The organism is Chryseobacterium sp. FP211-J200, from assembly GCF_001643375.1.
Lineage (GTDB): Bacteria > Bacteroidota > Bacteroidia > Flavobacteriales > Weeksellaceae > Epilithonimonas > Epilithonimonas ginsengisoli.
Map to the genome: position 1 here is coordinate 1 of NZ_LSHB01000037.1, position 22,708 is coordinate 22,708.

Here is a 22,708-nt window from a genome sequence, read left to right on the forward strand (position 1 = left end):
TAATGCACTACGAGTTATTAATATTATTTTGACTATCAAATAAGACTGACAATCATTAATACACAATCTATAATACAAGAAATTGCAAAAACGATTATCTTTGATTCATAAAATAATGAAACAATGCAAGTCTTCTACGACAAAACTTCTTTTACAGAATTTATCAAAACTCAAAAAGAGCAACATAAAACAATAGGATTCGCACCTACAATGGGCGCTTTACACGCAGGGCACATTTCACTTTACCATGAGGCAAGACAAGATAACGACATTGTAGCGTCCTCGATATTCGTGAATCCAACACAATTCAATAATCCGGAAGACCTGGAAAAATACCCAAGAACAGTAGAAGATGACATTAAGAGATTAGAAGATTCGAATCTTGTGGACGCTGTTTATGTTCCGAGAGTCGAAGATATCTACCCAAGGGGAATGGAAAGGCAACATTATGATTTTGGAGGCATCGAAAATGAAATGGAAGGCGCTGCAAGACCAGGCCACTTTGATGGGGTTGGAACTGTGGTGGAAGAATTATTCCTACAAGTTCAACCTGACAATGCCTATTTTGGAGAGAAAGATTACCAACAACTTAAGATCATCGAAAAATTGGTTGAACTTTCAGAATTGGACATCAAGATCCATGGTGTGAAAATTCATCGGGAAGAAAATGGGTTGGCGATGAGTTCCAGAAATATGCGTCTTTCTGAAATCGAAAAAGAAACATCAGCTCTTATTTATAAAACTTTGAAGAAAGTAAATGAATGGTTCAAAGTTATTTCTGTTCCTGAAATCAAATCCAGAGTTGAAGAGATTTTTGACAGAGAAGATATGGAGCTTGAATACTTCCTAATTGCAGAAGAATCGACTTTGAAGAAAGTAGATTTCTTTTCGGAGGATAATGACTTCCGAGCTTTCATCGTCGTCAATGTTGGAAACGTGAGATTGATTGACAATCTCCATTTAGATTAAATTTAAGATTGGGGCAAAAAAAAGGAACTTCTTTATACAAGAAGTTCCTACACCAAATCACAAAATATTAATATGAAAAAAATTTACTTGCGTAAATTGTGACCCGGCTGGGATTCGAACCCAGGACCCATACATTAAAAGTGTATTGCTCTACCAGCTGAGCTACCGAGTCGGCCACTTTAATTAATATCGCTACCAATTAAAATTGTTTTTGGTTTTTGAAAAATATCAGAACTATTAATCCTTCAATTTCTCATTCTTAATTTTTGCAGTGCCTGCGACTGGACTCGAACCAGCACATCCTTAGGAAACCACCCCCTCAAGATGGCGTGTCTACCAATTTCACCACGCAGGCAAAAAAAAACCGTATCTCTACGGATTTTTTGCTAGTGACCCGGCTGGGATTCGAACCCAGGACCCATACATTAAAAGTGTATTGCTCTACCAGCTGAGCTACCGAGTCGGCCACATTTAAAATTTCAATATTACTATTTCGTTTTAAAGTGGTGCAAAGATAGGCGTTTTTTTAAAATCTCAAAATTTTTTTCGAACTTTGTTTAAAATAAAATTATGCTAATTTCTCTCTTAGGGTACATGGGCAGTGGTAAATCTCACATTTCCAAAAACTTGAGCCAAAAAATAAATTTTAAATTAATTGACCTTGATCAACAAATTTCTGACGAACATGACCTAACTATTCCCGAAATCTTCGAAAAGAGAGGTGAAATCTATTTCCGAAAGGAGGAAAAACGGATCTTGGAAGAATTATTAAATTCTTCCGAAAATCTAATTCTAAGTCTCGGTGGTGGAACACCCGTTTACTATGATAATATGAATATCATCAATCAAAAATCTAAAAGCATCTTTTTAAGAGCTTCTGTGAATACACTTACAAATCGTGTATTGTTGCAGAAAAACACACGTCCTTTGATTGCAAAATTGGAAGATACTGACATCCCGGAGTTCATTGCAAAGCATCTTTTTGAAAGAAATCCCTTCTATTCCCAAGCTCATTTCACCATTGATACCGATTCAAAAAATGCAGTAGAGATATCCGACGAGATCATAAAGAAGCTGGATATCTAATCTTCCAGCTCTTTATTTTCTTTGAAGAATACATCCCAATCGTCATTTCCCATATCCTCTGTAGAACCATCGTCCACATAATCGTCCATATCACGTCGATCCTTTTTGGTTGGCCTTCCGATGCCTTTGTGTCTGTAATATTCCTGTGATGCCTGTCTCAATTTCAGAATCTCATACTGGTCCTTTTCAGTCATATCCACCACGTACAAAGGAACGAGTTTGGCTCCTACTCTACTTTTTGGGATGTCCAAAATTTTTATTTTGTAGTCAATTTGATTTTTTCTGATCTTGACCACATCACCTGCTTTCACCTCCTTGGAAGCCTTTACGGGATTTTCGCCGATGCTGACTCTGTTCTTTTTAATATCTTCTGTAGCGATAGTTCTTGTCTTATAAAATCTTACACTCCACAAATATTTATCTATTCTCATAATTTTTTATACTTTTGTCACGTTAAATTAATCGCAATTTAAGATTAAATAAAAAAAATGAAGAAAATACTTTTAGGAATTGCTCTTTCTGTTGTTGTATTACAAGGATGTAAGAAAGATGATGATGTAGTGGATGACACGGTAGTACTTACGGTAGAGGAACAAAATTCCTATGACGATGCTGCGGCTTTAAAATTCATGGAGGACAATTATTTTAATAGTAAAGGCGTGATCACGCCCTTCGACAGTACGAAAGATACCGATGACAACTATCCAAAGCTTTCATCTTATCCCCGTGAGAAGCTACCCTCTGGAGTGATTTACATCACGAGAACTGATGCACAGCCTGATCCAGGAAAAGTGGTTGGAAGTACAGATGTCATCAATTTGTTTCAAGTAGGAAAAAGCTATCTCTCGGTAAAAGTAGATGATAAGATATCTTTTGGAAGTGAGTCAACATTTGCTAATTCTGTTTTGAGTGGAGATGTTATTAAAGACCCAGCATATTTTTATGTTAAATCATCTGTTCTTAAAAAATACAATGAAACTTACAGTACAACTTACGGAAGAAACTTTTACGAAATTGAAGGTTTGCAAGAAGGCCTGAAATATTTCAAATCCTTTGACCTTACTGAGTCTGCAGATTACAATATGCAAGGGGTGATCATTGTTCCTTCTAGAGCTGCATTTGCGAGAGATGCAAACATCTACGGTACAAGTTATAACAACAGAAGTTTTGTGTTCAATTTCCAGCTTTATAACACTAAGACCAGAAATATGGAGACTGAAGATTAATCTTCTTTATCAAAATACAAAAGCGGCATATTAAAAATATGCCGCTTTTTTTATTTGTTTTTTTCTAACTCTAGATCTTCGCCAGGAAATCCTCAAACTGTTTTTCTTTGATAGAAACACTTCCGTCTTCCAAGATTTTATCAAGAACGATAGTTTCTGTTTGATTGATAGAGATTTCATCAAATGCCTTTGAAACTCTCACATAGTTTTCTGTGAATCCATACATCAATCCATTTCTATTTTCATGCTCCCAAAGAACACTTAATTCTCTTCCTAGTTGGCTTCTGTAGAATTCCATTTTCTTTTTTTCAGAAAGGATTCTCAGCATTTTGTTTCTTCTTTTTCTTTCGGGAATTGGAACAGCTCCAAGCATTTCTGCAGCTTCCGTGTTTTCTCTTTCTGAATAAGTGAATACGTGCAAATAACTGATTGGCAAATCATTTAGGAAATTATAAGTTTTCATAAATAATTCTTCTGTCTCACCTGGAAAACCAACAATGACATCTACGCCAATGGCAGCTTCCGGCATTACTTCACGGATTTTATGAACTCTATTGTAATATAATTGTGTTAAATAACGACGTTTCATTTTTTTCAATAATTCATCGCTTCCAGATTGTAATGGAATGTGAAAATGTGGTACAAAACTTCTGCTTTTGGAAACCAATTCGATGCTTTCGTCTTTCAGAAGATTTGGCTCGATGGAAGAAATTCTGATTCTTTCGATGCCTTCCACTTTATCCAATTCAGAAATCAAATCAAGAAAAGTATGTTCGTGCTTTTTATTGCCAAATTCTCCTTTTCCGTAATCGCCAATATTCACACCTGTCAAAACGATTTCTTTAATATCTCGCGCTGCAATTTCTTTCGCATTCGCCACGACGTTATCGATGGTATCAGAGCGGGAAATCCCTCTGGCTAATGGAATCGTGCAATAAGTACATTTGTAATCGCAACCATCCTGAACTTTTAAAAAAGCTCTCGTTCTGTCGCCAATGGAATAGGAACCAACGAAAAAATCAGCTTCATCGATCTCACAAGAATGAATCTCAGCACGACTTTCAGATTTTTCCAAATCATCCAAATAACTTAAAATATTGAATTTCTCCTTCGCTCCCAAAACCAAATCAACTCCGGTAATTGCAGAGATTTCTTCAGGTTTCAACTGCGCATAACAACCGATAATGGCAACCAATCCATCAGGATTAGCTTTCGCCGCACGTTTGACGTGAAGTTTACATTCCTTATCAGCATTTTCGGTAACTGAGCAAGTATTGATGATATAAACTTTCGCAGGCTCATCAAAATTGACTTTTTGATAACCAGCATCTGTTAAAGTTCGGGCAATGGTGGACGTTTCTGCAAAATTCAGTTTGCAGCCAAGTGTGTGAAACGCAACGGTTTTCGGTTGAGAAATTACTTCTGACATAAGTCTGCAAAGTTATTAATAAAATCCAAATCATTCCAAATGAAGAAATTTTCGAGATCAATTAGATTATCAAACAAAAAAAAATCCGAATCAATGACTCGGATTTCCTGTATATAGTTGATGTTATTTTAACTTATTCAGTTGATTTTGGAACGCTTACAGCAACCTCGTAAACCTTAGTATGCATTAGATATTTCGAACGTTCTCTGGAAGTAACATTTTCTATTTTATCTTTAAATAAGACGATTACCGCATCTTCTTCTATCTGCCAATCAGCATCGGAAAAATATTTCTCATCAGGACTTTTTTCTGTCAATTCATTTTGTCTTTCTTTCAGCTTTTCTGCGACATCCTGAAAACCTTCATCAGATGAATGGATGATTTTGTAATCTGGTCCAGCAAAAGCTTTGTAATATTTATTTTCAGCAATGAGGTTTTGAGAATCATCCTCGACCGGATTGTCATTTCCATCCAGGAAACCAACTTCTACCAGTTTTCCGTTTCTTTCCGTTGCAAATTGCCTGGCCTCTCCTACCGATTTGAAACCTGTATAGACATTGCTGTTATCAAATTCGTATTTATTTAGTCTTTCGACGATATTTTCCGTTTCCATAATTTATTCTTTTGTGATTAATTTTTATTAATGATGTCTAATGCCTCGTTTGTGATAAGTCACGTTTCTGTTGTTCGGATTTTGGTCATTGAACTGAACATTTCTTGCAAGACGAGCATCTATTTTATTATTCGCATCATTCAGATGTTTTGGTGTTTCGAAATGCAACTATTTACCATTTTTGAAGATTTCGCCTTCTGCATTTCTATACATTTCGTTCTTCAGATATTTGTTCCCATCGGGTGCCATAAACTTGTTCTGTTCTTTTTGCTTTCTCTTTCTCAATTGATTCAACAAGATCAATGCGCCACCTGCAGCAAATCCCAAAGCCACTTTTATCGTATTTTTCATATGATTTATTTTAACTGTTTAAAAACAAAAGTTCTGCCAAAAGTGACAGCAACAACATTTTACATCCACATCATAATTTTGTTTTGATTAATTTCTGAACAAATTTTAACAATTGAGACAAAGAATCATCTAATTCCCAAATGAACCAACCGATTAATACTGCCAATTTGACTTAAAATAAATCTAATTTTATTAAGGAATTTTTAAAATTGGTTAAACTTCGTTAAAACTGTAACACTAAGTTTTTAGTTCATACTAATTTAGCATTAAATTTGTCTAACAATAATCTCAAAAAAGAAATGAATATTAAGATGAAGAATACTTTCAAAAAACTAATGCCATATGCATTGACCGGGGTTATTTCCGGTGCAACAGTTTTCGGAGCGAGCCACTATATCAGCTCAGAAAAAAATGGAGAAGATTTCTCATATTTCACGACAGCTTCTAACAAAGCATCTTTTGCAGGCATCGGTTCTGCAGTTGGTGATGATTTTGTTAAGGCTTCCAAAACGACAGTTCCGGCTGTTGTAACAATTAAAAATTACCAAGACCGTTCGGCTTCCCAAAGAATGCCGGAGACGGATATGTTCGATTTTTTCTTTGGTCCACAAGGCGGAAATCAGCAGAGACAACAGCAGCAGCCTCCTAAAAATATGCCTTCCGGATTGGGTTCTGGGGTGATTATTTCGCCAGATGGTTATATCATTTCCAACAATCACGTGGTTGCAGGCGCTAATAAATTAGAAGTTGTGTTGAGTAATAAAAAAACTTACATCGCAACATTAATTGGGACTGACCCGAACACAGATATTTCACTTTTGAAGATTGAAGAAAAAGGTCTGCCTTATCTTAATTTCGCCAACTCAGATTTGACCGAAGTTGGACAATGGGTTTTGGCAGTCGGAAATCCACTTGGACTTAATTCCACTGTAACTGCGGGAATTATTTCAGCAAAAGGAAGAAGTATTGATATACTAAGTCAGCAATCCAGAACGCCGATTGAAAGTTTTATTCAAACGGATGCGGCGATCAACCCTGGAAACAGTGGTGGTGCGTTGGTCAATGTGAACGGAGATTTGATTGGAATCAATACAGCAATTCAGTCTAAAACTGGATATTATGAAGGTTATGGATTTGCGGTCCCTTCGAATCTTGCCAGAAAAATTGTTGAGGATATCAAGAAGTTTGGTTTAGTACAAAGAGGTTTCCTTGGTGTTGGAAGTTTAGATTTGTCTAACGAAATGCAAGTGGCAGCTTACAATCAAAGAGAAAAGAAAAATCTGAAAGCCGGCGACGGAATCTACGTTACAGAAATCACGAAAAAAAGTGGTGCTGAAGATGCAGGAATCCAACCAGGTGACATTATTACAAAAATTGACAATAATGACATTAACGGATTCTCTGACCTTTCTCTAGCCATCGGAAGCAGAAGACCAGGTGATAAAGTGGCGGTAACTTACACTAGAAATGGGAAAGTCAACAATGTGAATGTGACCCTGAAAGATTTGAAAGGCGGCACATCATCACGAAGCAAAGACGACCTGACTGTTACCGAAAAAATCGGTTCTGAATTCGAGCCATTAAGTGAAAGAGTGAAAACCGATTACGGTCTGGAAAGCGGTGTCATCACCAAAAATGTCATCGAAGGCAGCGAGATGGACAAAATAGGTGTTGTAGACAATTACATCGTGATGGAAATCAATGGTAAACCTGTGAATTCGCAGAAAGATGTTGAGAAAATCCTGAACGGATACAAAGGTAATGTACAGGTGAAATATGTGGACAGCTACGGAAGAATCACCACAAGAGGATTTAAATTACAATAAGACTAGATATTAAAATTTAGATGTTAGATTGATTCTATATGATAAATTTTGAAAGCCATTCTTTACGGATGGCTTTCTTTTTTGGGTAAATTTGCGGTTCGAAAATCAAAATGAAACTTTTCAATTCCTATATCAAAACATTTAAAGGGCTTTCACGAGAAGCCTGGATGCTGTCTATCGTCATGCTTATCAACCGTTCCGGCTCGATGGTTTTACCATTTTTGGGTGTTTATATGACAGACCATTTGAACTTCAGTCTGGAAAATGCCGGAATTGTTTTGAGTTTTTATGGGATTGTTTCTGTTCTCGGTTCCTGGCTTGGCGGATTTTTGACGGATAAGTTCGGGGAGTATTACATCCAAAGTTGGAGTTTGTTTTTGAGTGCGCCGATATTTTTGATTATCCCCTTTTTTCCGAGTATTGAGATGATGGCTTTTTTGATTTTCCTTCAAAGTACGATCAGCGATACTTTCCGTCCGGGCGAATTCTGTGGCGATCACCAAATATGCAAGACCTGAAAATCTGACGAAAGCTTTTTCATTGAACCGAATGGCCATCAATCTTGGATTCTCAATCGGGCCGGCTTTGGGTGGAATTCTGTCTGGGATTTCTTATAATTTTTTATTTGTAGTAAATGCAATTGGTGCTTTGGCGGCAGGAATTATCTACGTTATCTTTTTCCGAAAACGAAATAAAATATTCCGCGAGAAAAAGAGATTGGCGCCTGAAAAAACAATTGAGAAAGTCATTACCAAATCCCCTTATAAAGACTATCCCTTCTTATTTTACAGCATTCTGTGTACTATTTTCGCCGTTTGTTTCTTCCAATTTTTCAATACACTTCCACTATTTTATAAAGAGGTAGCGAAGTTGGATCAAAGTACAATCGGGTTTGTTTTAGGGTATAGCGGATTTATCATTGTGTTGCTAGAAATGCCTTTGGTAAGTATTGCAGAGCGGACTTTGAAGATTCCTCAGATCTTATTCATTGGGATTGTGATGGCTGGATTGTCCTATCTGCTTTTGGGAAGTAATGTTGCTTTGCTTTTGCTGTCGATGACGACATTGTCTGTTGCGGAGATCTGGGTGCTTCCATTTATGTCCACTGTGACGGCTTTGCGCGCTGAGCGGGGAAACAAAGGTGCGTATATGGGACTGAATGGGATTGCATTTTCTTTCTCCTTTATCTTCACGCCGTTTTTAGGAACTTATGTGGTGGGGCGATTTGGGTTTGACAGTTTGTGGATCGGGTCGTTTGCGGTGTTGGCGTTGTCTGCGGTTTTAATTTATATTGTTGTGAAGAAGATGATTCCGACACGGTAGTTGAATATTGTTTACAGGTGCAAGAATATCCAATCACATTGTAAGAATATGCTGTAACAATGCACAAATATTCTACCACAACGTAAAAATATCCAGTCACATTGCAAGAATATGCTGTAACAATGCAAGAATATTCTGTTACAACACGAGAATATTCAGTTACATTGTAAGAATATTCCGCTACATCATAAGAATATTGAATCACAATGCGAGAATATTGCTTTACATCTTGAGAATATGAAATCGTGATGTAAGAATATTTGTTGAGACATTCAATATTTGGACAAATCGTGATTTTATTTTGAATCCGCAACCCGACTTGAGTGGAGCTCTTTTTGTCATTGCGATTGTGGAAACCTTCAATTTATGACTTCCCTTCTTTCGCAATGACAAAAAAGCGGGAACGGAAGGCGGAAAAGTTGCCCTAATAATTAATTTCTGCGCAATGCGATAAAAAAACTATTTTTGTTCAACTCAAATTTGAACAATGAATCCGGGAACTATTCTATTATTATTCGTTTTTGCCTATTTTATCGGGCTTTTGGTCATCTCTTATTTTACAAGCCGTAATTCTGACAACCAGTCTTTTTTCATTGGAAACAAGAAAAGTAAATGGTGGCTTGTGGCGTTTGGGATGATTGGAACATCGCTTTCGGGCGTGACGTTTATCTCTGTTCCGGGCACGGTCGGGAAGATGACGGCGGGCGATTATTCTTTTGGCGGCTTCGAATATTATATGATGGTGATTGGGTTTTTCATCGGTTATTTCATTGTGGCTGGCGTTCTGCTTCCGCTTTATTACCGGATGAATCTGACTTCCATTTATACTTATCTGGGGCGAAGATTCAATGTGGAGGCGCATAAAATCGGGTCTTTGTTTTTTATTATTTCGAGAGCGATCGGGGCGACGGCGAGGTTGTATCTTGTGGTGAATATTCTTCAAATTTTCCTTTTGGAAGCTCTTGGCGTTCCTTTTTGGGTAACGGCTTTTGTGCTATTGCTGATGATCTTGCTTTATACGTTTGAAGGTGGCGTGAAAACGATTGTGATCACGGATACTTTGCAGACGTCGTTTATGATTTTGAGTCTGATTGCGTGCATCGTTTATATTTTATCGAATTTGAATTTGTCTTTTGGTGAGGCTTACTCGATTTTGGAGCAAAAGCAGTACACGCATTTCATCAATACTGACATTAATTCCAAGACTTTTTTCCTGAAAACCATTCTGGGCGGAATGTTCATCACGATTGCGATGACGGGTCTTGACCAAGAAATGATGCAGAAAAACATCTCGGTGGACAACCTGAAAAACTCGAAAAAGAATATGCTGACGTTTGCCGGAACTTTGCTTTTTGTGAATCTAGCGTTCTTGTTTTTGGGTGGTTTGCTTTATCTTTTTGCGATACAAAATGGTGCCGGCTATTCCACCGTAACGACTGTCGTTGAAGGAAAAGAAGTGGTGACAAACCTTTTCGGATTCAAAGATGCGACTGGTAATGTGACGAATATTATGGGCGACGACCTTTTTCCGGCGTTGTCACTCGGACATTTTCCGATGGCGTTGTCTATTATTTTTATCATTGGTTTGATTTCCGCCTTGTTTCCTTCTGCTGATGGGGCTTTGACGGCGGTGACAAGTTCATATTGCGTTGACCTTTTGGGCTTGAATGAAGACCAGCAAAAAACCGAAAAGCAAAAGAAAAGACTGAGGATGAAAGTTCATTTGACGTTCACAGTCATATTTTTCGCATTGATTATGGTTTTTAAAGCCATCAATGAGAAGTCGATTGTTTATTTGATTATGGAAATTGCGGGTTACACTTACGGGCCACTTTTGGGACTGTTTGCTTTTGGGATTTTGACGAAATTCACGGTAGTGAAAAAGTACTCGATATTGGCTGTGACGCTACTTGCGCCGGTTTTGACTTATTTGATTAATCTTTATGTAACCAATAATACGGATTACAGAATTGGTGTGGAACTGATTATTTTGAATGGGTTTTTGACGTTTGTGGGATTGTGGTTGGTGAGGTCGAAGAGAATTGAAAATAAATTAACAACACAATAATTTAATTAATATTTCTAAAATCTTTAATTACAAACAGTTTTTTAAATGCGTAACATAAAAGAATTAGATATAATAAATAGTATTCAAAAACGTAAACTAATCTATTAAGAAAGTTGGTTAGATATTTTTGATAAAATTATTATTTATTTATTTTTTCTTTGGGGAGCAGTTTTACCATTTTTAGTTTTTTACGACCCCTATAGAGACTATTCGAATACAGGGATGGAATATTATTTTTTGTTTCTTGCAACAATTTTTTGCTTATATGTGATTTATCGAAAAGCAACAGAAAAAAATTTAACTATGATAAAAAGCAAATATTTGCAAGATAAAAACCGAGAAATTATAACCAAATATTTTGAGAAAAATAATTTTGAACGATATAGAAGTGCTTCAAATATTCTAATTTATAATGAGGAAAATGATTTTTCATTAAATCCTAATTATCAAACATCAAGGATAATATTACTAGATAAAGATTTTATTTATATGGCTGTTATTAAGGAAAATTTTAGATTAAATATTCCAGTTCTAACAAAACATATATTTTTAAAAAGGGATTTAAAGAAACTTTTAAATTAAAATACAAATCTTTAATGAAATTCCACACCACCAATTACAAAAACACCTTAATAGAAATCGCAGAAGATTCTCCGGTTTCCAAAGCGGTGATTCCGGTGGTGAAAAATGAGACGAAAACTATTGCCAATTATCAATTCGAAAAGTTGTCGAAAAAGCCTTTGAAATATACTTCCGACGAATTGTTATTTGAAATTTTTGCGGAACGAAATGACATTTCACCTTCAGAGTTTGAAGAAGAGAAAGAGAAGTTCTTTTCAAAAGGACAGGCTTGTTTGCGGACTTCGCCTTTGGCCAAGAAAAATGGATTCGGGATTTTTCATAATGCGGATTCTAAAATCCAATTGATTCCGGCAGAATCTGATGATTATCAAAGATTATTGGCTGATGACTCGGTGAAGAAAGTGAAGGCGATGAAGTCTAAAAAGTGATTGGCTGAAGGGCTTCGTGAACCTCAGCCTGACAGGATAAAACAAGTCTTCGACTCCGCTCAGACTGACAACGAAAAACAAAAGCGAAGAGAAAAAAATCCCTTCGCTTTCTTTTTTAATAAAATTAATGTAAAAATTAGTAACCCGGATTCTGACTGAATTCCTTTGATGCATCCAGCGTTGCCTGAGGAATCGGGAAGATTCTTCTGTATGGTTGGGAAGCCGGTTTTGCTGTACCTGCAAGATCAAACCTACCGAATCTGATCAAAGCTTTTCTTCTGTACATTTCCCAATACAACTCGTATCCTGACTCGTTCAGCAATGTGTTCGCATTCAGTTCTGTGATCTTTACACCTGGTGCGTTACCGTACAATGCCTCACGCGTTCTGCTGGTCCTAAGAATGTTGACATCGTCTAGAGCTGCTCCTGTATTGCTCTTTCTGAAGTAGGCTTCTGCTCTCATCATGTAAATAGTTCCCAATCTGTACAATGGCACATCCATACCGCTTGTCCCGTTGTTTCCATAACCAGGATCGAACTCGAATTTGAAGTTTCTAACACCTCTATTGATCTGCGATTGTGTCAATACAGATTCCATTGGTTTGTCAAAATTAAGTTCCGGTGTGAAATCTGCAGCCAAGGTTGTATTTTTCTCGGTATATAATTTATAGACTTTGATCCTGTCATCTGCCGTCATATCAAAATTTCCGTTGGCAAGGATCTTTGGACCGTACTGTTGACCTACCTGCAAACCTCTGTTGAAATGGAACCAAGGTTTTCCTGTACCTTCCACTTTACTGGTAGATGGTACACTAACGTCTGTTCCGTCATTTCTGAACCAAGTTCCATCTGCATATTGATAAGTTCTGTGGAAACGGGGATCGCTGAAATTGCCCACCCAGGTGTTGTAGAATTCTGGTGTGATGCAATTCGCATTGGTCCCTCTGTTATCTGGAGAAGGTTTTTGGATTCTTTCCATCGACATGTAAGCCAAGTCATTGTCCGCATTTCTATTTGAGTTTTTCTTCTGAACGATCGAGAAGATCATCTCTTTGCTGGTGCCATTATCGATATCGAAATTGTGGAAATAGTTGGATTCCAAACTGAAAAATCCAGAGTTGATGATCAGGTTGGAATACTCGATCACTTTGTCCATATCATTTCCTGTACCGCTTACAGCTGGCTCCAAGAAATCAAAAGATGCTGCTTCTCTCTTTTTCAAAACGGCTCTGTTGAGATACATATCTGCAAGAAAAGCGTAGGCTGCCTGTTTTGTAAATCTTCCGGCGTGTGTATTTTGTGCTTTGAAGTCTGCCAAGTTTGGGATCAGGGATTCAACTTCGGTAATCAGTTCATCTATGGATGTATCTGCTTTTTTGATCTCGATAGGTGCATTCAGGTCCGCTGGATCTCTGTATGGTGCCTGGCCGTACATCTCCAGCGTGTTGTAAGTGTAGAAAGCCAACAATGCTTTTGCTTCTGCTAGGAATAAAGCCTTTTCGCTCACATTACTTTTCTCGATACTTCTGATGGCGGTCAAAGATTTGGTGATGCCAAGTGTCAGGTTATTCCATGTATTTTTAACCACGTCATTGTTTGCATCCCAAGTGAACTCATGCATGGCGCGCCATTTTCCGCCATCTCCCCAGTCACTTCCTCGGGTTGGTAACATTGCTTCATCTGTAGAATATTCCTGCAAAGCGAAAACATTCCCGTGATCCACAAATGTCCCATCGCCCAATTGTCCGTAAGCTGCTGCCAAAGCACTTTCCGGTGCCGAAGTTTCTGAACCTAGAACCTCATCTATCACTTGTTCTTCAAGATTTGTACAGCTAAGAATTCCTATAGATAATATTGCCAATAACGGCAGATTGATATTTAAAAATTTAGATTTCATATGTAGATTTTATTGTTTTTGTTTGTCATATGTTATCGCTCTATCTTCATTGTTTGCCTGCGTTTCCGAATCAAGGCGATCTCATAATTAAGTCGATTAAAATTTAACAGTTGCTCCAAATAAAACCGTTTTCGCGGAAGGATAAGTGGTATAATCTATCCCTAGAGACTGATTTCCAGCTGCTTGTTTATTGGTGTCTACAAGTGGATCATAACCTGTGTAATTTGTAATGGTCCAGAGATTCTGAGCGCTAACATAAAGATTAAGGCTTTTCATCCATTTTAATTGATTGATGTCAAATGTGTAACCCAACCTCACATTATTCAGACGGATAAAATCTGATTTCTCAAGATAAAGCGATGACAACTGTGGCTGATTGGTGAAGCTTGCACCAGAATCGTAGAAATTCTTCAAAACGTTTCTGTCGGACGCCAAGTTGTTGATGTTCAAATTCAGAGCGGTGTTGTTTACAAGGTAACCACCAGTTTGTCCGATGAATGAGAATCCAAAGTCGATCTTCTTATATTTCATGTAAGAATTGAACCCGAACGTGAAATTTGGAATGGCACCTTCAAAGATCTTTCTGTCTTTCGGCCCCACAGTTCCGTCGCCATCCACATCTTCGTAGATGTATTTTCCATCAGCATCAATTCCTAAATAATTCAACATAATAAATGAACCCGCTTCGTAACCATTTTTATAAATATTGGCCGTCACACCCGACATTCCCGGACCAGAAACTTCACCGGAATAGATCTCGGAAACTGGTAGATTTTTAACCACATTATTTACAGTGGCACCATTCACATCCACGGTCCATGTAAAATTATCCTTGCGTATGATCTCTGAACCTAAAGTGAATTCAAACCCTTTGTTGACGATCTCTCCATCTACGTTGGTGTAGACCGTAGTTGTAGGACTCAATACTTTTGAAGGAATGTTAAGGATCGGATCTTTTGTGATCTTGTTGTAATACTCTACTGATCCATAGAGTTTGTTTTGCCACAAACTAAAATCCGCCCCAATGTTGGTCTGTTCTACAACTTCCCATCTCAGGTCAGGATTCGCAGTCCTGTTTACGGTGAATCCATTGAGAAGATTTAAGTTATCATATAAGTAATAACCAGCACCTTGCGAAAGTGAATAACTGGCCTGTGTCAACTTGTTCGGAACTTCCTGGTTACCGGTTTGTCCCCAACTTCCTCTTAGTTTTAATTCATTAACGATTTGAGAATCTTGAAGGAAATTCTCATTTGAAATGGTCCAACCCACTGCCACAGAAGGGAAATAACCATACTTATTGTTCTGTCCAAAACGTGTGGAACCATCAGCTCTGATGGAAGCCGTCAAGAGGTATTTTTTATCAAAGTTGTAATTCACCCTTCCGAAGTAGGACTGCAACTCATTTTCCTGCGCATAACCCGGAGAAGGAATGAAAACATCGCCAGAATATCCTGGATTCAGCTCTGGTGAGATTCCGCCACCTTGTTCAGCGATATTCCTGACGCCGTAATAAGTGCCTGAAAACTTGAATTTCTGATAAGAGAAACCACCTAGAATATTGAAATTATGTCTATTCAAATTAAAATCATAGGTCAGATAATGTTCCAACAACACATTATAAGAATCCAGATTAGCCTGTACGGACATTCCTTTTGGCGTTCTGTCCGTAATGTTTGGATACATTGTCGTATTCCTTTCAGACATCGTTCTGTCGATCCCTAGATTTAATTTATAATTAAGTCCAGGCAGTAGTCTCAAAGTAGCTTCGGTGTTTCCTAATACTCGGAAAGTATTGGTCTTATCGGTATAAACGCTTAGCAAATACAACGGATTGTAATGTGCGTTCATGTTGAAATTGGTGTAGTTTCCGTTTTCGTCATACAAAGAACGTGTTGGATTGGCCATCAACGCGTGGATGATCACTTGGCCGTCCGATCCTGCGTTTGCACCATTAGGAATTCCGTTTTCTTTGATGTCACTTGCTGTCAGGTTTAGTTTCACCTTCAAACGTTTGTTGTCAAAGAATGATTCTTCTGCATTGATACGTGCTGTGGTTCTTTTGAAATCGCTATTTTTAACGATTCCGTCCTGATCCATATGTGACAAAGAGGCAAAATAACTTCCTGTATCTGTAGATTTTGAAAATGAGATCGAATGATTCTGAGATGCCGCCGTACGGTAGATCTCGTCCTGCCAATCTGTATTCCCGCCGTGATCATAAGATTTATCGACAATAGCTGCTCTATACTCGTCAGCAGACATCAGATCCAATTTTTTGATGACCGAAGAAAAACCAAAATAAGTATCATAGGTAAATATTGGCTCCCCTTTTTTACCTCTTTTCGTTGTTACCAAAACAACACCATTGGAACCTCTGGCGCCATAGATCGCTGCAGCAGAAGCATCCTTCAAAACCGTGATGGACTCTATATCTGAAGTATTCAAAAAGTTGAGTGGGTTTTTGGCCTGTGTGTTTCCAAGACCAACATTGGGACTGGAAGCACTTACTGCATCGTTGCTCAAAGGAACGCCATCTACCACGAAAAGCGGCGTGCTACCACTTCTGATCGAGCCGATCCCTCTGATGGAAACATTCACGCCAGCTCCAGGCTCACCGCTTGATTGTACAACGCGGACACCAGCGATCTTCCCTTGCATCAGATTGTCAACAGAGATATTCATCCCTTCTTTGAACTGCTCAGCCTTCAACTGACTTACCGCACCTGTCATGTCTGATTTTCTCTGAGAACCGTACCCTACAAGCATCACTTCCGCAATGGTCGTGTCTTTGGATTGTAGCGTTACCGAAACAGAAGTGCTAGCGACCTTGGTGAGTTGCTCATTCCCGTCATAAGAAATGGATAAGGTCTGCCCGATATTGGCAGAAATAGTAAAATTCCCGGATGCGTCCGATGTTGTGGTAACACCAGTTTCTACTACCGTAATTACTGCTCCCTCTGCATAAGAACCATCCTGTTTCACCACTTTTCCGGTGATCGTCTCGTTGACCTGCGAAAAAACAGGATAATTAGCATTAAGTCCTTCAGCACTTGTTTGGTTGGCCACCAAAAAAAGTATTGCTACCGGAATTAGCTTTTTAAATTTAAATAAATTAATTTTGTGGTACATATCATTAAGTAAAGTAATTGTAAGACATTACGTTGCTTGATAAATAGCCGCTGTTGTTCCCGCAACAGTGGTTTTTATTTTTTTAAAGCAAACGTTTAATTTTATTTTTCGGGATACAAAGTAAATTGCTTTGTGTGGAAATTAGTTTAACAGAATATTATGTTAAAACCAACAATCTATAACAGAATAAAATTGAAGAAAACGGAATATTATTAATTATAAATAAGTTATACACGTGCGTTTTTCGTCATTCACATAATCTTAAAAAAGACTTAACATAATCGATAAACTTCGGAAAATATAGAGTTCCTAATTTCGCCTTCATAAAATTTGACTACAATGAAAAAGGCGGTTTTCCTCGCACTATCTTTATCTTCGATCAATCTTTTATGGTCACAATCCCAAAACCTTGACAATCTAAAGATCAACGAGATCCAGGTGATCGGTTCGCATAATTCTTACAAGAAAGCAATCCTTCCGGAAGTTTACAGTTATCTCGCCAAAAAAGATACATTGAATTTTTTGCCAAGGATCCAATATGAACATATCCCAGTTCCGGAACAGCTGGACCTTGGACTTCGAAATCTTGAGATCGATGTTTACGCAGACAGCAAAGGCGGAAAATATGCGCATCCAAAAATCCTAGATCTTGTGAAAACCACGCAAGCTTTTGACCCGGAAGGCAAAATGAAAAAACCAGGCTACAAGATGATCCACATCACCGATATCGATTATCAAACTTGGTATTACACGCTGGAAGATTGTCTGAAAGACCTGAAAAAATGGTCAGAGTCGCATCCCGATCATGATCCGGTCTTCATCACTTTGGAACCAAAAGACGGAAAAGCCAACAAATTCGGGACAGAGCCAGAGCATTACACTTCAAAGCTTTTTGATGACCTGGATAATGAGTTGAAAAATTATTTAGGAAAAGACAAGATCATCACGCCAGATGACATCAGAGGGTCTTACAAAACGCTGAATGAAGCTGTCCTAAACAAGAATTTGCCAAAAGTAAAAGATGCCAAAGGAAAATTTGTTTTCGTCTTGGACAACAATAGCGAGAACAGAGATCTCTACGCAAAGGACCATCCATCACTGAAAGGTAGAATGATATTCACCAACTCCACGCCCGGAACGCCGGAAGCTGCAATCTTGTTTATGAATGAGCCACAAAAGGACAGTTCCAAAATTCAAGACCTTGTAAAACAAGGCTACATCATCCGCACCAGAGCCGATGCCGATACGATGGAAGCGAGAAGTGAGGATTATTCCAGATTCGAAAAGGCGAAGGAAAGCGGTGCGCAGATCATCACTACGGATTACTATTTACCGAGTAAACTTTTCAAATCTAATTTTAAGATCAGCTTTGACAACAAGACTTACGAACGAAAAAATCCTGTCAACGGAAAATAACAATTTCAATTAGATTTATAAAGGAAAGGACTGTCAGCAATGATGGTCTTTTCTGATTTTGATCTAATCTTGGACCCTGTTTAAAGTTTGATTTTTCAGGTCAATTTCAAAATGGTCGGAAGGATCACCGTTTGATAAAAGCGATAACATTTTGAAGACCGATTTCAACTGAATGATAAAAGGATCTTGAGAATGATTAGATTCAAATAACTTTTCCAAGGTCTGATATTGCTGCAGTCTCACTTCCGGAATATCCAATTTTGCCAATTCATCTGCCGACTGAAACTTGTACAAGTTCAAAAGAAGATCATCGAACGTCCACTTTCTGAATTTCTTCACATCAATATCCTTTTGTTTTAAATATTTTTTAGCCTCAGCTTCATTTAGGTTTAATGATAAAATCAACAGGTCTTCGCCATTTAGTTTACTTGACCTTTCAATAAACTCACTGGGCCAATCATTGGGAATCATTCGAAGTCGAACGAGTTCTTTTAAGTGGAAAAGCATGAAATCGTGGTAAGATCTTGTCCTAAGAATGTCCTTATTCCAAAGGGTTTTATTACCATTTTTTTTCAGGACTTCATATTCTTTTTGGTAAAAAGGGAAAAGACCGTCAAAATGAGGAACATCGTTCAGAACAATCGTCTGAACTTCAAATTTATAAGTAGAATTGATGGTCAATATTTTGTACGCAGGCAGATACGCAGCCAACGAAGGAACTTGAACATTCACCAGCATTTTCTCGCCAAACTTCCTGATTCCCGTATCATTGATGTGCATATGTCCCGCGAAATGGATTTGCAAACCAGCATCAGCAAAGACTTTCGCAACCGTTTCTTCTGGTACACGTTCCAATTGCCATTTTTTATTCCCCAATAGATTCTTAATCTCTTCTGTTGCATCATCATTGAAATCCACCATTGGATAATGTGTAAATGCAATCAACGTTTTGTGGTTCTTCTTAGCTTCTTTCGTAATTTTCTTTACCCAATCGATCAAGTGTTTTTTGTTGGTCAAAACATTGTTATAACCGATGCTTGCGCCTTTGTAATTTGAAGCGTCAGTTGCATTTCCAGTTAGATCTTTTGGGATATAAGTATTGCCGTCAATGGCGATCATCCAGACATCTTTTACAGGTTCCACAACATAACTTAAGTCTGGAACAGAAAATCCTTTTGAAACTTCGTACATTCTTCTTTGATAATAGGCAAACGGCAAAGCTTTGTTGTACGAATAATCTTGAAACGAAACCTCATCAAATGGTGTACTCCAATACAGATCTTCTTTTTTAGGATAAAACCCAAAGTCTTTCAGTTCATCCAAAATCTCCAAATAGCCAGATTCAGAAATATCTTTTGTAACGATCTGATTAGAAATTTTCCCGATGTTGTCTTTGCTATAAATTCCAAGTGGATTTCCGTCTTCACCTAAAAAATCATCTTTCCCCGTGTCTTGACGGAATGGCCCGACTGGATCGTGATTTCCTGTGGTTAAATAAAAATTGATTCCAAATTTCTCGTGATAACTTTCCAAGATCTTATGGAGTCCACGAAGATTGTATGCCTGTCCGTCATCAGAAAAGTCGCCTGGCATTGCCACAATTTTGATTCCTTTGGCAGCAATATCATCCAAAGCCTTTAGAAAAGCGAAATAATTCTCATTGAAGATCCTTGTAGAATGTAGCTGAGAATCCATCGTCCGCAAAATGGTAGGTTTCCCAGTTTTTGGATTAATGATTCCTTTAAAATCAGTATCAGAGAATTGACCGTACAAATCCTGGAAATGGACATCCGAAAGAAAAGCGATCGGACAGGTTTTTGTGCCGACAACAATGTAGTAGCGAAAATCAAAAACGAAAAAATTCCTTTATTCATATTAAAAATTGGTCTAAAATAAAGGATTCGTTGCGTAACTGTCTTTACGCCAAGTTTAAATAATTATGAAAGAAAATTATTCTTGGAAAGATTTCCCAAAACATCGCTTTAAACTAAACTCCTGCTCTTGTTCTTATAAGAACCCAACGTTTTGCTTTTCTTATTTTTGAAATAATGCGACAGGTGGCTTTCGTCCGTAAAACCAAACTCATAAGCGATTTGCTTGATGGTATTTTGCCCGGATTCCATTCGTCTTTCTATCAACGCCATTCGATAATCATTGATGTAATCGCGGTAGGAAACTGCGAAGTTCCGTTTGAAATAAGCACTGAAATAGGTCGGCGAAATATTGAAATGATAAGCGATTTTTTTGATTCGAATCATCTCCGGCTGGTAGATATTCTGATGAATATACGAAATCACATCTTCCTTATTCTGAAGTCCAACATCCAACCTGATGTCCATTTTGGAAGTCGCTTCTTTTATTAGTCCGAATATCGAAAGAATTTGATAAAATACGATTGGCGACGTGGAAACATCTTTTCTGCAATTGTAAGAAAGGATATTTTCAATCGTCTTTTTCAGAATCGTTTTGCAAGGTTCTGTGAAGATGAGTTTTTTCTCTTTCAGGATTTGTTTTCGCATCACGTTTTCCGGAGAATTCATCGCGAATGAGTCTGGCGAAAGGTGTTTGTTCCCTTTGAAATAATCGTCTGTGAACTTGATGAAAATCAATCTTGAATATTTATTGTACTCGAAATAATGTTGGTCATCAGGCGAAATCAGGAAAAGGTCGCCACATTTATAAGGCAGAATAATGTTGTTGATATGGTGATTGCCATTTCCTTTCAACACATAGATCATCTCATAATAAGTATGGCTGTGCGACGGATGACCAAACGCCTCACCTTCCAGATCACTAATCACTAAAGACTCAAACTGCAGTTTTTTCACAATATTAAATTAATTTTAAATTCCTTATGATAGCATAAAAGTACAATTATTTGAATTAATACTACAAGCTAAAATCTTTAATTTTTTTCAACTTTTGTAAAGAGGATTCCAAGGCATAAAAATTGGAACTCAAAATCTAAATTTAATCGAAATCAGCAACAAATGGAATACAGAAAATTAGGACACAGCGATTTAAAAGTTTCAGCAATCACTTTCGGAGCCTGGGCGGCTGGCGGCTGGATGTGGGGAAGCACGGACAGAAACGAAGCCATCGAGGCCATCAGAGCATGTTATGATGTCGGCGTCACTTCTATTGATACTGCACCAATCTACGGACAAGGAACGAGCGAAGAAATTGTAGGCGAAGCTATCAAAAATATTTCTCGAGACAAGGTTCAGATCCTTACAAAATTTGGAATGCGTTGGGATTTGGACAAAGGAACTTTGGCAATGAACAGCAAAAACAATGATGGAAAGGATATCGACATTTATAAATACGCCGGAAAAGAAAGTATTATTTTCGAATGTGAACAAAGTTTGAAAAGATTGGGTACAGATTACATCGACCTTTATCAAATCCACTGGCCGGATGTTACAACGCCGATTGATGAAACTTTCGAAGCGGTTTCAAGATTGATTGAGCAGGGAAAAGTACGTTTCGCTGGCGTTTGTAATTATGATGCGCAACAAATGGCTGAAGCTGAGAAAACGTTGAAATTGGTTTCAAATCAAATCCCATTCAGTATGGTGAATCGTGGGATAGAGGAGGAAACCGTTCCTTACTGCATCGAAAATAACAAATCGATTTTGGCTTACAGTCCTTTGGAAAGAGGATTATTGACGGGGAAAATCACCCCAGATTACAAATTTCAGGATGGCGACCACAGAGCAAATCTGCCGCATTTCCAACCGGAATTCATTCAAAAAACCAATCAGTTATTAGATAAAATCAAACCGATTGCGGACGAGCACAATGCAAGTCTGGGTCAATTGGTTCTTCGTTGGACGATTGAAAGACCCGGAATGACGATTGCTTTGGCTGGCGCAAGAAATGCAGAACAAGCCGTTCAAAATGCAAAATCGATGGACATTAAACTTTCAAAAGATGAAATTAAAACCATTGATGATTTGGTAAATGCTTTTTAATAATGGAAAAACGAAACAATTACTATCAATTAGATTTAAAAGAAATTAAACTGAAAGATGGTTATGAAGGCACAAAAAGTTTAAGTCTTGAATTTGATAACCACGATGATCTATTCAACATTTTTGAAGTGGTAAAATCAAAGAACATTTTCGATAATGAAAATACGGCGACTGAATTTGCTTTAGGTTTAAAGCTATTTACAGAAGTGATGCTCAAAAATAAACAGCATCCATTGTTTGAAGAATTAAGACATGCAATAATGGAATTTATGAAAAAATTGAAAAGTCAATAAAAGGCTTCGACTCCGTTCAGCCTGACAATTAGAAGAAGTCTTTGAATTGTCACACTGAGCGGAGTCGAAGTGTTTTACAAAAGAATTATTAATCA

Annotated in this window: 21 protein-coding genes and 3 tRNA genes; 12 read left to right on the forward strand and 12 right to left on the reverse strand. The window is 37.7% G+C overall.

The genetic code is table 11. From position 1 onward, the window contains the following. Window positions 1-123: 123 nt before the first annotated feature. Window positions 124-969, forward strand: coding sequence for a pantoate--beta-alanine ligase (gene panC / locus AXA65_RS12220; protein ID WP_063970384.1), 846 nt, complete (start codon window positions 124-126; stop codon window positions 967-969). A gap of 99 nt (window positions 970-1,068) precedes the next feature. Here panC and AXA65_RS12225 read toward each other — a convergent pair. The 3 genes from AXA65_RS12225 to AXA65_RS12235 all read right to left on the reverse strand — a co-directional run bounded on the left by AXA65_RS12225 (window position 1,069) and on the right by AXA65_RS12235 (window position 1,432). Continuing rightward, window positions 1,069-1,141, reverse strand: a tRNA-Lys gene (locus AXA65_RS12225). 100 nt (window positions 1,142-1,241) lie between these two features. Continuing rightward, window positions 1,242-1,324: transfer RNA gene (locus AXA65_RS12230), tRNA-Leu, on the reverse strand. A 35-nt stretch (window positions 1,325-1,359) separates the two neighbouring features. Beyond that, a tRNA-Lys gene (locus AXA65_RS12235) sits at window positions 1,360-1,432 on the reverse strand. Window positions 1,433-1,539: 107 nt separating this feature from the next. Here AXA65_RS12235 and AXA65_RS12240 point away from each other — a divergent pair. Next, on the forward strand, window positions 1,540-2,055 hold the full coding sequence (locus tag AXA65_RS12240) for a shikimate kinase (protein WP_063970385.1): 516 nt from the start codon (window positions 1,540-1,542) through the stop codon (window positions 2,053-2,055). On the opposite strand, the gene AXA65_RS12245 is transcribed toward AXA65_RS12240, so the two are convergent. Next, a complete protein-coding gene (locus AXA65_RS12245) occupies window positions 2,052-2,486 on the reverse strand; it encodes an RNA-binding S4 domain-containing protein (RefSeq protein WP_063970386.1) in 435 nt (144 codons plus the stop codon). The two genes, AXA65_RS12240 and AXA65_RS12245, sit on opposite strands and share 4 nt — an antisense overlap. A gap of 57 nt (window positions 2,487-2,543) precedes the next feature. Here AXA65_RS12245 and AXA65_RS12250 point away from each other — a divergent pair, with 57 nt between their 5' ends. Further along, on the forward strand, window positions 2,544-3,281 hold the full coding sequence (locus tag AXA65_RS12250) for a hypothetical protein (RefSeq protein WP_063970387.1): 738 nt from the start codon (window positions 2,544-2,546) through the stop codon (window positions 3,279-3,281). A gap of 70 nt (window positions 3,282-3,351) precedes the next feature. On the opposite strand, the gene mtaB is transcribed toward AXA65_RS12250, so the two are convergent. The 4 genes from mtaB to AXA65_RS12265 form a co-directional block, all read right to left on the reverse strand. After that, window positions 3,352-4,710 carry a tRNA (N(6)-L-threonylcarbamoyladenosine(37)-C(2))-methylthiotransferase MtaB gene (gene mtaB / locus AXA65_RS12255; protein ID WP_063970388.1) on the reverse strand — a complete coding sequence of 453 codons (1,359 nt, stop codon included), beginning with the start codon at window positions 4,708-4,710 and terminating at the stop codon, window positions 3,352-3,354. Window positions 4,711-4,843: 133 nt separating this feature from the next. Beyond that, on the reverse strand, window positions 4,844-5,323 hold the full coding sequence (locus tag AXA65_RS12260; protein ID WP_063970389.1) for a hypothetical protein: 480 nt from the start codon (window positions 5,321-5,323) through the stop codon (window positions 4,844-4,846). Window positions 5,324-5,350: 27 nt separating this feature from the next. Then, window positions 5,351-5,491, reverse strand: a complete 141-nt coding sequence (locus AXA65_RS19925; protein WP_165596602.1) for a hypothetical protein — start codon at window positions 5,489-5,491, stop codon at window positions 5,351-5,353. Further along, window positions 5,492-5,674 carry a hypothetical protein gene (locus tag AXA65_RS12265; protein WP_063970390.1) on the reverse strand — a complete coding sequence of 61 codons (183 nt, stop codon included), beginning with the start codon at window positions 5,672-5,674 and terminating at the stop codon, window positions 5,492-5,494. Between the two features lie 311 nt (window positions 5,675-5,985). Here AXA65_RS12265 and AXA65_RS12270 point away from each other — a divergent pair, with 311 nt between their 5' ends. From AXA65_RS12270 to AXA65_RS12290, 6 genes are all read left to right on the forward strand, one after another. Continuing rightward, a complete protein-coding gene (locus AXA65_RS12270) occupies window positions 5,986-7,500 on the forward strand; it encodes a trypsin-like peptidase domain-containing protein (RefSeq protein ID WP_063970412.1) in 1,515 nt (504 codons plus the stop codon). Window positions 7,501-7,610: 110 nt separating this feature from the next. Continuing rightward, the gene (locus tag AXA65_RS20470) at window positions 7,611-8,018 is read left to right on the forward strand and encodes an MFS transporter (protein ID WP_317040350.1); all 408 of its coding nucleotides are present in this window, start codon (window positions 7,611-7,613) and stop codon (window positions 8,016-8,018) included. Continuing rightward, window positions 7,990-8,823, forward strand: a complete 834-nt coding sequence (locus AXA65_RS12275; protein ID WP_317040351.1) for an MFS transporter — start codon at window positions 7,990-7,992, stop codon at window positions 8,821-8,823. Before AXA65_RS20470 ends, AXA65_RS12275 begins: the two co-directional genes overlap by 29 nt. Window positions 8,824-9,310: 487 nt before the next feature. Beyond that, complete coding sequence (locus tag AXA65_RS12280) at window positions 9,311-10,891, forward strand: sodium:solute symporter (RefSeq protein ID WP_063970391.1); 1,581 nt, start codon at window positions 9,311-9,313, stop codon at window positions 10,889-10,891. A gap of 303 nt (window positions 10,892-11,194) precedes the next feature. Continuing rightward, the gene (locus AXA65_RS12285) at window positions 11,195-11,473 is read left to right on the forward strand and encodes a hypothetical protein (RefSeq protein WP_131797812.1); all 279 of its coding nucleotides are present in this window, start codon (window positions 11,195-11,197) and stop codon (window positions 11,471-11,473) included. Between the two features lie 14 nt (window positions 11,474-11,487). Then, window positions 11,488-11,901, forward strand: a complete 414-nt coding sequence (locus tag AXA65_RS12290; RefSeq protein ID WP_063970393.1) for a DUF6157 family protein — start codon at window positions 11,488-11,490, stop codon at window positions 11,899-11,901. Window positions 11,902-12,037: 136 nt separating this feature from the next. On the opposite strand, the gene AXA65_RS12295 is transcribed toward AXA65_RS12290, so the two are convergent. Further along, the gene (locus AXA65_RS12295) at window positions 12,038-13,798 is read right to left on the reverse strand and encodes a RagB/SusD family nutrient uptake outer membrane protein (RefSeq protein WP_063970394.1); all 1,761 of its coding nucleotides are present in this window, start codon (window positions 13,796-13,798) and stop codon (window positions 12,038-12,040) included. Window positions 13,799-13,894: 96 nt separating this feature from the next. Then, entirely contained in the window at window positions 13,895-16,930 is a 3,036-nt protein-coding gene (locus tag AXA65_RS12300; protein ID WP_063970395.1) for a SusC/RagA family TonB-linked outer membrane protein, read from the reverse strand. Between the two features lie 339 nt (window positions 16,931-17,269). Between AXA65_RS12300 and AXA65_RS12305 the strand changes: the two genes are divergently transcribed. Beyond that, window positions 17,270-18,346, forward strand: a complete 1,077-nt coding sequence (locus tag AXA65_RS12305) for a phosphatidylinositol-specific phospholipase C1-like protein (protein WP_063970396.1) — start codon at window positions 17,270-17,272, stop codon at window positions 18,344-18,346. A gap of 63 nt (window positions 18,347-18,409) precedes the next feature. Here AXA65_RS12305 and AXA65_RS12310 read toward each other — a convergent pair whose 3' ends face one another. Both AXA65_RS12310 and AXA65_RS12315 read right to left on the reverse strand, forming a co-directional pair. Beyond that, entirely contained in the window at window positions 18,410-20,119 is a 1,710-nt protein-coding gene (locus AXA65_RS12310; protein WP_235630761.1) for a metallophosphoesterase family protein, read from the reverse strand. 209 nt (window positions 20,120-20,328) lie between these two features. Further along, window positions 20,329-21,174, reverse strand: coding sequence for a helix-turn-helix domain-containing protein (locus tag AXA65_RS12315; protein WP_086048191.1), 846 nt, complete (start codon window positions 21,172-21,174; stop codon window positions 20,329-20,331). Between the two features lie 162 nt (window positions 21,175-21,336). On the opposite strand from AXA65_RS12315, the gene AXA65_RS12320 reads away from it, so the two are divergent. Further along, entirely contained in the window at window positions 21,337-22,320 is a 984-nt protein-coding gene (locus AXA65_RS12320) for an aldo/keto reductase (protein WP_063970398.1), read from the forward strand. Window positions 22,321-22,322: 2 nt separating this feature from the next. After that, a complete protein-coding gene (locus AXA65_RS12325) occupies window positions 22,323-22,613 on the forward strand; it encodes a DUF3861 domain-containing protein (RefSeq protein ID WP_063970399.1) in 291 nt (96 codons plus the stop codon). The last annotated feature ends 95 nt before the right edge of the window (window positions 22,614-22,708 follow it).

Coding starts and splice junctions, on each gene's coding strand:
- AXA65_RS12245 (WP_063970386.1), bottom strand. CDS start 2,486: ATGAGAATAGATAAATATTTGTGGAGTGTAAGATTTTATAAGACAAGA.
- AXA65_RS12250 (WP_063970387.1), top strand. CDS start 2,544: ATGAAGAAAATACTTTTAGGAATTGCTCTTTCTGTTGTTGTATTACAA.
- AXA65_RS12295 (WP_063970394.1), bottom strand. CDS start 13,798: ATGAAATCTAAATTTTTAAATATCAATCTGCCGTTATTGGCAATATTA.
- panC (WP_063970384.1), top strand. CDS start 124: ATGCAAGTCTTCTACGACAAAACTTCTTTTACAGAATTTATCAAAACT.
- AXA65_RS12240 (WP_063970385.1), top strand. CDS start 1,540: ATGCTAATTTCTCTCTTAGGGTACATGGGCAGTGGTAAATCTCACATT.
- AXA65_RS12290 (WP_063970393.1), top strand. CDS start 11,488: ATGAAATTCCACACCACCAATTACAAAAACACCTTAATAGAAATCGCA.
- AXA65_RS12260 (WP_063970389.1), bottom strand. CDS start 5,323: ATGGAAACGGAAAATATCGTCGAAAGACTAAATAAATACGAATTTGAT.
- AXA65_RS12270 (WP_063970412.1), top strand. CDS start 5,986: ATGAAGAATACTTTCAAAAAACTAATGCCATATGCATTGACCGGGGTT.
- AXA65_RS12285 (WP_131797812.1), top strand. CDS start 11,195: ATGATAAAAAGCAAATATTTGCAAGATAAAAACCGAGAAATTATAACC.
- AXA65_RS12280 (WP_063970391.1), top strand. CDS start 9,311: ATGAATCCGGGAACTATTCTATTATTATTCGTTTTTGCCTATTTTATC.
- AXA65_RS12305 (WP_063970396.1), top strand. CDS start 17,270: ATGAAAAAGGCGGTTTTCCTCGCACTATCTTTATCTTCGATCAATCTT.
- AXA65_RS12300 (WP_063970395.1), bottom strand. CDS start 16,930: ATGTACCACAAAATTAATTTATTTAAATTTAAAAAGCTAATTCCGGTA.
- mtaB (WP_063970388.1), bottom strand. CDS start 4,710: ATGTCAGAAGTAATTTCTCAACCGAAAACCGTTGCGTTTCACACACTT.
- AXA65_RS12325 (WP_063970399.1), top strand. CDS start 22,323: ATGGAAAAACGAAACAATTACTATCAATTAGATTTAAAAGAAATTAAA.
- AXA65_RS12320 (WP_063970398.1), top strand. CDS start 21,337: ATGGAATACAGAAAATTAGGACACAGCGATTTAAAAGTTTCAGCAATC.
- AXA65_RS20470 (WP_317040350.1), top strand. CDS start 7,611: ATGAAACTTTTCAATTCCTATATCAAAACATTTAAAGGGCTTTCACGA.
- AXA65_RS12265 (WP_063970390.1), bottom strand. CDS start 5,674: ATGAAAAATACGATAAAAGTGGCTTTGGGATTTGCTGCAGGTGGCGCA.